The following is a 9,172-nucleotide window of genomic DNA, read 5'->3' on the forward strand; positions in this document are numbered from 1 at the left end:
AGCTCTAGGGGGATTAAATTGAAAAATTTCTATTATAGCATAGATTTTTTTTGCAAGAGGTCTACTATTGACTACTGGCAGCTATTCGATAAACCAAAAATTATATATCAAGAAATTCAATTTCATCCTTCGTATAGCTATGAGACAAATGGTTATTTGACAAATAATAAAGTTTTTATCCTCCCCAAAGACGATTTATATATATTAGCAGTTCTCAACTCACCCCTCATTTGGTGGCACAATTGGCGGTATTTACAGCACATGAAAGATGATGCCCTAAACCCTGCTGGTTACTTGATGGAAAAACTTCCCATCGCGCCACCAACTGACTCAATTCGTGCCGAAGTGGAACCAATTGTCAGCCGTTTAATTGAAATCGCCAAAACCAATCAAGAAACTCATCGAGATGTCTTGCAATGGCTGGAAATCACTTATAAAATTGAGAAACTAGGACAAAAACTCGAAGATTTTTCTAATCTATCCTTTGAGGAGTTTGTAGCAGAAATCAGAAAGCGAATGCCGAAAACTAAATCCTCCGATCCTCTCGGCGTGGCTGGACTAAAAGTAGTCCGCGAAACTTATAATGAATATGCACCGCTGATTCAATCTCGCAAAACTGAGGCGTTGAGACTCGAACACCGTTTATCTGACTTAGTTAATCAAGCTTACGGATTGACACCCGAAGAAATAGATTTGATGTGGAAAACAGCACCCCCGCGGATGCCGATCGTGAGACAAATTTGATCTAATATTAGAGCGCTGTTTATCGTCGTTGGGAATGTTGGAATAACAATGTTTTCGCGACAAATTATGCAATTTATGCGGAATTTAAAGGCGATTTTTTGACCTTTGAGGTAATTGTTAATCTCCTGTAATCTTGCTCCCCCCCTTAGCAAGGGGGGGGCTGGGGGGGTAAAACACCTAATACTCTCAGCGATTTAATCTGATGTTATCTAATCTTGCTCCCCCCCTTAGCAAGGGGGGGCTGGGGGGGGTAAAACACCTAATACTCTCAGCGATTTAATCTTATCTATAATCACATCTAGAACCCCATCCAAATTATGATAAACATCATCATTTGTAAACCTCAAAAAATTAATTTTTGCTGATTCAATAAATTCTTGCCTTGCTGCATCATATTCTACAGCACCTTCTTGAAAATGACTGTCACCGTCTACTTCTAGTGCTAACTTGATTTCTGGTGAGTAGAAGTCGATTACAAATTCTGCTACGCTGTATTGTCTGCGAAATTTACAATTCTCAAGCTGTCTGTTTTTGATTTTGTCCCAGAGACGTTTTTCGGCTTTGGTCATTTCTCTGCGGAGTCGCTGTCGCTTGAGTTTTTCTGAGGTTTTGTTGTAAAGTTTTGTCATTGTTATATTTGGGTTTTTTTGTGGGTTGCTTGGCCTTTTACCCCCCCCCCAGCCCCCCCTTGCTAAGGGGGGGAGCAAGAACAAGAGAGGGTTTTTTGAGTTGTTGTGAAAAAACGGGTTTTTGACTCACGGTTCGTAATTCCCATAGATTCAAAAAAAGGGGCGACTCGTGTCGCCCCTCATCTAATTAACTTGCTGCAAAATTACGCTTTCACAGCAATCTTTTGTTCCGAAGCTTCCGGCGAATTCGCTTCGCTTGGCGGCACAACTTGCCAGAACTTCGGCAAGTATTCCGACCAATTTGCCAGAATCTTCGCGGCTTTTTGGCTGTTAGTTCGATCGCGCTGCATCTCAATCAACTCCTTCAACTGCGCCTCCCCAGCGGCCGTAGAAACCCGCTGCATCTTCACAATCTCCCCGTTGACGTGAGCCGGGAAATTGCCATCTTCATCGAGGAAATAACCCAAACCGCCAGTCATTCCAGCGCCGACGTTCCGGCCGACTTTTCCTAACACGACAATAACGCCGCCAGTCATGTACTCGCAGCAGTGATCGCCCGCACCCTCAATAACCGCTTTCGCCATTGAGTTACGCACCGCAAACCGTTCGCCCGCTTTACCCGCAGCTAGCAGGGTTCCGCCCGTCGCGCCGTACAAGCAAGTATTGCCGACGATCGCATTTTCGGAAGCATCATACGTCGCACCAGTCGGCGGTGCGATCGCAATTTCGCCACCGTGCATCCCCTTACCAACGTAGTCGTTAGCTTGGCCAGACAGTCGCAGCGTCATCCCCGGCAAATTGAACGCGCCGAAGCTTTGGCCCGCGCTACCAGTGCAATTGAGGGTGATCTCACCGCTAAAGCCCGTGTTGCCGTGTTGCAGCGCGATCGCACCTGATAAACGAGCTCCCACAGTGCGATCGGTATTCACCAATTTTACACTCTTGTTAACAGTGCCGTGATTGGCGATCGCACTTTGAATCTCAACATCCGCCAACAAATCGTCATCCAACACAGGCCCGTTGCTGTGAATGTCGCCGTGCACCAAGAAAGATCGATCGCCCTTAGTATCCGGTAACTTCATCAAACAATCCAAATTAATCGCTTGAGTTTTAGTTAGTTCCACCCCTTCGCGCATTGTCAACAAATCCGCGCGGCCGATGATATCTGCGATCGACTTATAACCCAATTTCGCCAGCAAACTCCGCACTTCTTCTGCTACGAAATAAAAGAAATTCACAACGTGTTCCGGCGTTCCGGGAAACCGTTTTCGCAAGTGTTCCTGTTGAGTTGTCACGCCCACAGGACAACTATTCATGTGGCAAACGCGAGCCATAATACAGCCTTCAGCAATCATTGCCACCGTGCCGAAACCGTACTCTTCGCCGCCCATCAAAGCACCGACAATCACGTCCCAACCTGTTTTAAAGCCGCCGTCAACGCGGAGTAAAACCCGATCGCGCAACTTGTTTTCCATTAACACCCGGTGAACTTCAGTCAAACCGAGTTCCCACGGAGAACCTGCGTGCTTAATCGAACTAAGTGGAGACGCACCGGTACCGCCATCGTGGCCGGAAATTTGAATCACATCAGCATTTGCCTTCGCAACACCAGCCGCGACAGTCCCGATACCGACTTCCGATACCAACTTCACCGAAACTCCCGCTTTCGGATTGATTTGATGCAAGTCAAAAATCAACTGCGCCAAATCCTCGATCGAATAAATGTCGTGGTGAGGAGGAGGCGAAATCAGCGTGACACCCGGTTTCGATCGGCGCAAATAGGCAATGTACTCGCTCACCTTCGGCCCCGGTAATTGACCGCCTTCACCCGGTTTCGCACCTTGTGCGACTTTAATTTCGATTTGTTTGGCGCTCATCAGGTATTCAGGAGTTACCCCGAAACGCCCTGAAGCTACTTGTTTGATGGATGAAGAAGCTGTATCGCCGTTCTGCAAACCTTTCAAGTGAGGTAATGTTTGTGAGAAACCGGCATCGCTCACATCGTTTAGCACTTTGTAGCGCACCGGATCTTCGCCACCTTCGCCGGAGTTGGATTTGCCGCCGATGCGGTTCATCGCAATGGCCAGAGTTTCGTGGGCTTCTGGGGACAAAGCGCCGAGGGACATTCCGCCCGTTGCGAAGCGTCGGACAACATCTGCTACAGATTCGACTTCTTCGATGGGAATTGCAGGGCGATCGCTCGCGAAATCCAGCAAATCCCGCAAAGCCGTTACCGGGCGGTTTTCTAGCTGTTGCTTATAAACCTCGTAATGGTCGTAAGCCGTTTTTGTTTCGGCCCCGTTGCCGTTACCGTTACCCTTAGTATCAGCCTTAAATCCAGCCACAGCCTTGTGCAAAGCCTTCGCCATTTCCGGGCTGTTCATGTGATATTCGCCACCCCGGCGGTACTGTACGAAGCCGAAGTTTTCCAGCTTTTTCCGGCTCAATTCCGGGAAAACCTGAGAGTGGAAACACATCACCTCGTTAGCCAATTCCGCCACACTCAAACCGCCGATGCGAGACACCGTGCCTTTGAAGCCCAAATCGAGCAAATCTGCGCCAATGCCGATCGCCTCAAAGATTTGCGCCCCTTGATAGCTAGCCAGCAGCGAAATCCCCATTTTCGACAAAATCTTCAGCAAGCCGTTTTCCACCGCTGTGCGGTATTTAGATTGAGCTTCAGTGACAGTAATTTTGGGAACCTTGCCGTGTTCCATCAAGTTTTGAGTTTTGGTGTCAAACCACCAACAGCGCACGCTTTCCAATGCCAAATAAGGGCAAATAGCTACAGCGCCGTAACCCATCAAACAAGCGAAGTGGTGAGTGCTCCAACATTGGGCGGTATCCACAACTAGCGAAGTTTGCATCCGTAGCCCAACGCTAATTAAGTGGTGGTGAACCGCACCAACTGCCAGCAACGGCGGAATATAAGTACATTCAGCACTCAATCCCACAGCATATCCGCCTTCTTCCTTCTTCCTTGTATTTATTACATCCGCTACATCCGCTACAAAATCCGTTGCCGAACTTCCTTCTTCCTTCAGAGGTCGATCGCTCAAAATCAGAATTCTCGAACCGTCGCGCACCGATTTAACAGCATCTTGACAAAGTTGCTCTACTGCGGTTTGCAAACCAGCAGGCCCGGCAGATATTTTGTAAAGCGTTGACAATTCCGTTGCGGGGAAAGACTTTTGGTCTTTCAACAAACACAGTTCAGCGTCGTTGAGTACCGGGGAATCAATTTTTAGCAGCTTGGCATTTTCCGGGATTGTTTGCAATAAATTGCCCCGCAAACCCATATTCATTGTCAGTGACATCACCATTCCTTCGCGCAGGGGGTCGATCGGCGGATTTGTCACTTGAGCGAATCGCTGTTTGAAATAGTTGTACAGTAACTGAGGCTTTTCTGAGAGTACGGCCAAAGGAGTGTCATCGCCCATGCAGAAAGTCGGTTCCTTCCCAGAACTCGCCATCTCGACGATTACCATGTCCAAATCTTCGGCGGTGTAGCCAAAAGCAGTTTGGGTTGCTAACAGAGTTTGCGAGTCTAGGGTTGCCGTTTCTGCAAAAGGCTGCGGTTCCAATGTTTCGCGGTTTTGTTTGAGCCATTCGCCGTAGGGATGGCGCTTAGCAATCCGCTGTTTTAGCTGCCAATTTTTGAGAATTTCCTTGGTTTGCAGATCAACAGCAATCATTTGTCCTGGCCCCAAACGGCCTTTTTCGACAATATCTGCTTCGGGGATATCGACAACTCCGGCTTCGGAGGCGACAATTACCAAACCGTCTTTAGTAATGCAGTAGCGGGCCGGACGCAAACCGTTGCGATCGAGCGTAGCACCTACTTGTTTGCCGTCGCTGAATACCAGCAAGGCCGGCCCGTCCCAAGGTTCTTGAATGCCGCTGTAATATTCGTAAAAATCTACAATTTCAGGATACGGATCTAAATCCGGCTGATTTTTGTAAGCTTCGGGCACCAGAATTGTCAGGGATTCTAGGGGGGTGCGGCCGGAATGCACCAACAATTCCATCACGTTGTCCAAGTTGGCCGAATCGCTGCTTTCGGGATTGACGATTGGGTTAAACGTGTCGATGTCGGCTTGACTCCAATTCGGGTGAGATAAATTGGCTTGTCGCGCCTTCATCCAGGTAATATTGCCCAGCAGCGTGTTAATTTCGCCGTTGTGTCCCAGCAAGCGCATCGGCTGGGCTAGGTGCCAGCGGGGCATGGTGTTGGTGCTGAAGCGGCGGTGATAGACGGCGAAGGAGCTTTTATAAGCGGGATTTTTCAGGTCGGGGTAAAATTCTGCTAGGATTGCCGATCGCACCATGCCTTTATAGACGATCGTGCGACAGGAAAAAGAGCAACTATAAAAGTCTCGGCGGGTAAAGTTGGGGCGATGTGACAGGGCGTGTCCGATGGTGCGGCGGGTCAGAAATAGCTGTCTGTCGAGGTCGTCTCCCTGTAAGTTTGGTGAACTTACGATTACTTGTTCGATTTGAGGTTGATTTTCTCGCGCTTGGGTGCCCAAAACCGACGGTACAATGGGAACTTTGCGCCATCCCACCACAGTGAAACCGCGATCGACCATAACTTCTTCAACCACCTGCCGCGCTATATTAGCTTGACTTTCATCTTGGGACAGAAACAGCATTCCCACGCCGCAGTTTTCCTGTGGTGGAGGCACAATTCCCTGTTCGGCAAACCAAGAATGCAACAATTCCCAAGGAATCGCTGTCATCAAACCCGCACCGTCGCCGGAATCTTGGTCGGCGCTGCAACCGCCGCGGTGTTCCAGACAGGTTAAGGCTGGCAGAGCTTTTTCGATAATTGAGTGAGTAGCTTTACCGTTTTGGTTGGCAATGAAGCCTACACCGCAGGCATCTCTTTCTTCCACTAACCAGTTTTGGCCGGCAAATGGAGTTCCTCGCTCAGTTTGATGCACGTTGCTGTTTCGATCGATCGTATTACCCATGTTGATTGAATGTTATTTCGGTGATAGTGTGGTTGATGCGTTTTTATAGCTCGGAGAGAGAATATTACCGAGTGGTGGAATCTTAGTAAACCTTAAAACAGCACATAGCAAGCTGATTCGATCAAAATTTACGTAGATGCTGCCTGCATTTAAGACTGAAACCCTGTTTGCCAATTTTCAATTATCTCGATCGAATCGCTTTGGAGATGTCTCATAGAATACGCTTCTGTATCTAGAGAAGCGCTTCTTGGGCAAATTACCGCTTTGCAGGGCCGATAAATTGCGGGCGATTCACGAAGAAGGATAGCTGCGCGAGGCGAGTTTTTTTGTGCTTGTTTTTCCTGAATGTGCTAGATAGATGCAGAGGGCGGTTGAAATCTCCGTCTCTAGTGGGTGAGATTTTGTACAGGCGCGGTTTCAAGCGGCCGGTCTTCTTATGGTATCGAATAAAATTAGAAATTTTCACTATTGTGCTGTGTGGCAGGCGTTTTTGAAGGTTAATGGTTTGAGGTTTCCACAAGTAAAAAAATGCACAACAGACAAAAACGCCGAGATGCAGCTAACAGAAGTCGATCGAGTGTTTGGCCCTGGATGTTGTCAGTCTCGATTGCGCCGATACTGGCCGTCTCAGTCGGGAATCTGACCGCCACAGCCCAAGCAGCCAAGAGTGAGAAAACACCGGAGGAAGGTAAGGCTGCACTGATTCATGCTTCCACAGCCCGCCATTCGTTTCAACTCCCCTCTCATAGCGAAAGTCGGTTAAAACCGACTCAATTACTTATGACTCAATCTGTACCGCCCTCTTCGAGAATTAGACAAGGCCGCCAAGTGTCTCTAAACGGCCGCATTCTCCCCCTAACTTGGACTCAGCAGCCGGCAAACAGCACTTCTGCTAATTTCCGAACTTGGATTGCTGACGTTGGCTTGATGCAGAGTGCGGGAGTGGATTTACTCAACACCGCCGACAGTACCAAACAACCGGTGCAGTGGTTTTCCGTATCTTTAACAGCAGCTCAAAGTTTGACAACGCGATCGACAGGCCCGTATCGTTACTTAGATGTTACCAATTTTGCTAAACTTGCCGGCTGGCAGATATCTGCTGAGGGCAATGTTCTAAAAATTACTTCTCAAGCTGCGAATGTGACCGGCATTCGGCAAGCAGCGAGAGAATGGGGCGATCGCATTGTTCTAGATCTAGATCGCCCCGCCCCGTGGCAACTCAACTTCGTCGATACACCGAGCCCGTCCCCAACAGACGACCCCACAAAGCCCGCTATCGGGCAGCAGGCCGCGCCCCCAGCCCGAAACCTCGAAACACCGGACGACCCGACTAAACCCGCGCTCTCGCAGCCGCTAGCGCCCATACAGCCGATCGCCGGTCAAGAATGGTCGATCGCGATCGATGCCAAGATCGATCGCACTTTGATCGATCGCGCTTTTGCAACCAGCCCACAAGTGCGATCGTTCAAAATCGAAGCTGCGGGGAATCAAACCAAAGTGAAAGTAAAAATTCCGTTAGGTTGGCGGCCGCAAGTTTTCAGTTTAGGAAATTCCCATCGATTAGTAATCGACATTCGGCCAGATTCCCTAGTAGAAAAAGACATTGCTTGGGCGGCAGGAGTTCGATGGCGACAACAGTATCAAAATTTAGGAACCGCTCGTTTTCCGGTATATTCCTTAGAAATAAATCCGCGTCAAGCTGGCGTCAAAATTAGACCACTTTTGAGCAATCCGCCGACCGAAAAAGGCAGTGCACCTTTATTACAAACAGCGGAACTTTCGGGAACGGCTGCTGCAATTAACGCCGGATTCTTCAATCGGATCAATCGACTAGCTTTAGGTGCGATTCGGCGGGACAACAAATGGCTTTCCGGGCCGATATTGAACCGCGGGGCGATCGCCTGGAACGATCGAGGCGAATTTGTCATCAATCGTTTGACGTTACAAGAAACTGTGATAACTCCGCTGAATCAGCGTTTGTCTATTTCCCAGTTAAATAGTGCTTATGTGGAATCGGGAATCGGCCGTTATAATCCTGATTGGGGAGCGAGTTATACTCCGTTTTCGGACAATGAAATAGTGGTGACAGTTGCGGGCGATAGAGTTGTCAGCCAATCCCCCGGAGGTGAGGTGGCAAAAACAAATTTCCCAATTCCAGGGAACGGTTATATTTTGGCTTTGCGTTCCAATTTTTCCCCTGCATCTCAATTAACTGCTGGCACTTTATTGCGTTTAGAAACTAACACAATTCCTGCTGATTTCAACCGTTTTCCTTACATTCTAGGCGGCGGGCCGGTGTTGGTAAAAAATAGTAGAGTTGTTTTGGATGCTAAGGCGGAAGGGTTTAGCGATGCGTATGTTCGACAAACAGCGATTCGGAGTGCGATCGGGCGAACTGCTGCGGGGAATTTGCTAATTGTAGCGGTGCACAATCGCGCGGGCGGGGCGGGCCCAAATTTCGCGGAACTAGCGCAGATCTTGCAGCAAATGGGTGCTGTGGAGGCTTTAAATTTGGATGGGGGAAGTTCGACGAGTTTGTATTTGGGAGGGAGTTTGCTCGATCGCCCGCCGTCTACTGCTGCGAGAGTCCATAATGCGATCGGCATTTTCATTCAACCTTGAAATACTCCCCGGCCTGGTTTGCGCGGGGATTCTTGACACTTCACCGACTGATGCTACCTTTCGTAGTCTTACTCTGTCTCTGTGGTTAGAGTCGATGCCTATGTTGCCACAGGACACCTCTCCTTCAGAACTGTACGTGCAGCTTTCACTGCATACAGCTCCTAGTCGATATCTACTTTTCCTTTTGGGAATTTCGAGCTACAC

The 9,172-nt window shown here is 48.8% G+C and carries 4 protein-coding genes; 2 read left to right on the forward strand and 2 right to left on the reverse strand.

Annotated elements, in window-relative coordinates; translation table 11 throughout:
* A partial coding sequence (locus K4039_RS26010; RefSeq protein ID WP_321161663.1) for a TaqI-like C-terminal specificity domain-containing protein occupies window positions 1-744 on the forward strand: 744 nt, incomplete at its 5' end.
* 227 nt (window positions 745-971) lie between these two features.
* Here K4039_RS26010 and K4039_RS26015 read toward each other — a convergent pair.
* Together K4039_RS26015 and gltB are read right to left on the reverse strand one after the other, a co-directional pair.
* On the reverse strand, window positions 972-1,373 hold the full coding sequence (locus K4039_RS26015) for an endonuclease domain-containing protein (protein WP_265239398.1): 402 nt from the start codon (window positions 1,371-1,373) through the stop codon (window positions 972-974).
* Window positions 1,374-1,576: 203 nt separating this feature from the next.
* Complete coding sequence (gene gltB, locus K4039_RS26020) at window positions 1,577-6,346, reverse strand: glutamate synthase large subunit (protein ID WP_265239399.1); 4,770 nt, start codon at window positions 6,344-6,346, stop codon at window positions 1,577-1,579.
* A 528-nt stretch (window positions 6,347-6,874) separates the two neighbouring features.
* Between gltB and K4039_RS26025 the strand changes: the two genes are divergently transcribed.
* Entirely contained in the window at window positions 6,875-8,968 is a 2,094-nt protein-coding gene (locus K4039_RS26025) for a phosphodiester glycosidase family protein (RefSeq protein WP_265239400.1), read from the forward strand.
* Window positions 8,969-9,172 lie beyond the last annotated feature (204 nt).

This window comes from Lyngbya sp. CCAP 1446/10 (genome assembly GCF_026130175.1).
Taxonomy (GTDB): domain Bacteria; phylum Cyanobacteriota; class Cyanobacteriia; order Cyanobacteriales; family Microcoleaceae; genus Microcoleus.

What these genes read in the sequence shown, in the direction of transcription:
- K4039_RS26015 (WP_265239398.1), bottom strand. Translation starts at nt 1,373, where the DNA reads ATGACAAAACTTTACAACAAAACCTCAGAAAAACTCAAGCGACAGCGA.
- gltB (WP_265239399.1), bottom strand. Translation starts at nt 6,346, where the DNA reads ATGGGTAATACGATCGATCGAAACAGCAACGTGCATCAAACTGAGCGA.
- K4039_RS26025 (WP_265239400.1), top strand. Translation starts at nt 6,875, where the DNA reads ATGCACAACAGACAAAAACGCCGAGATGCAGCTAACAGAAGTCGATCG.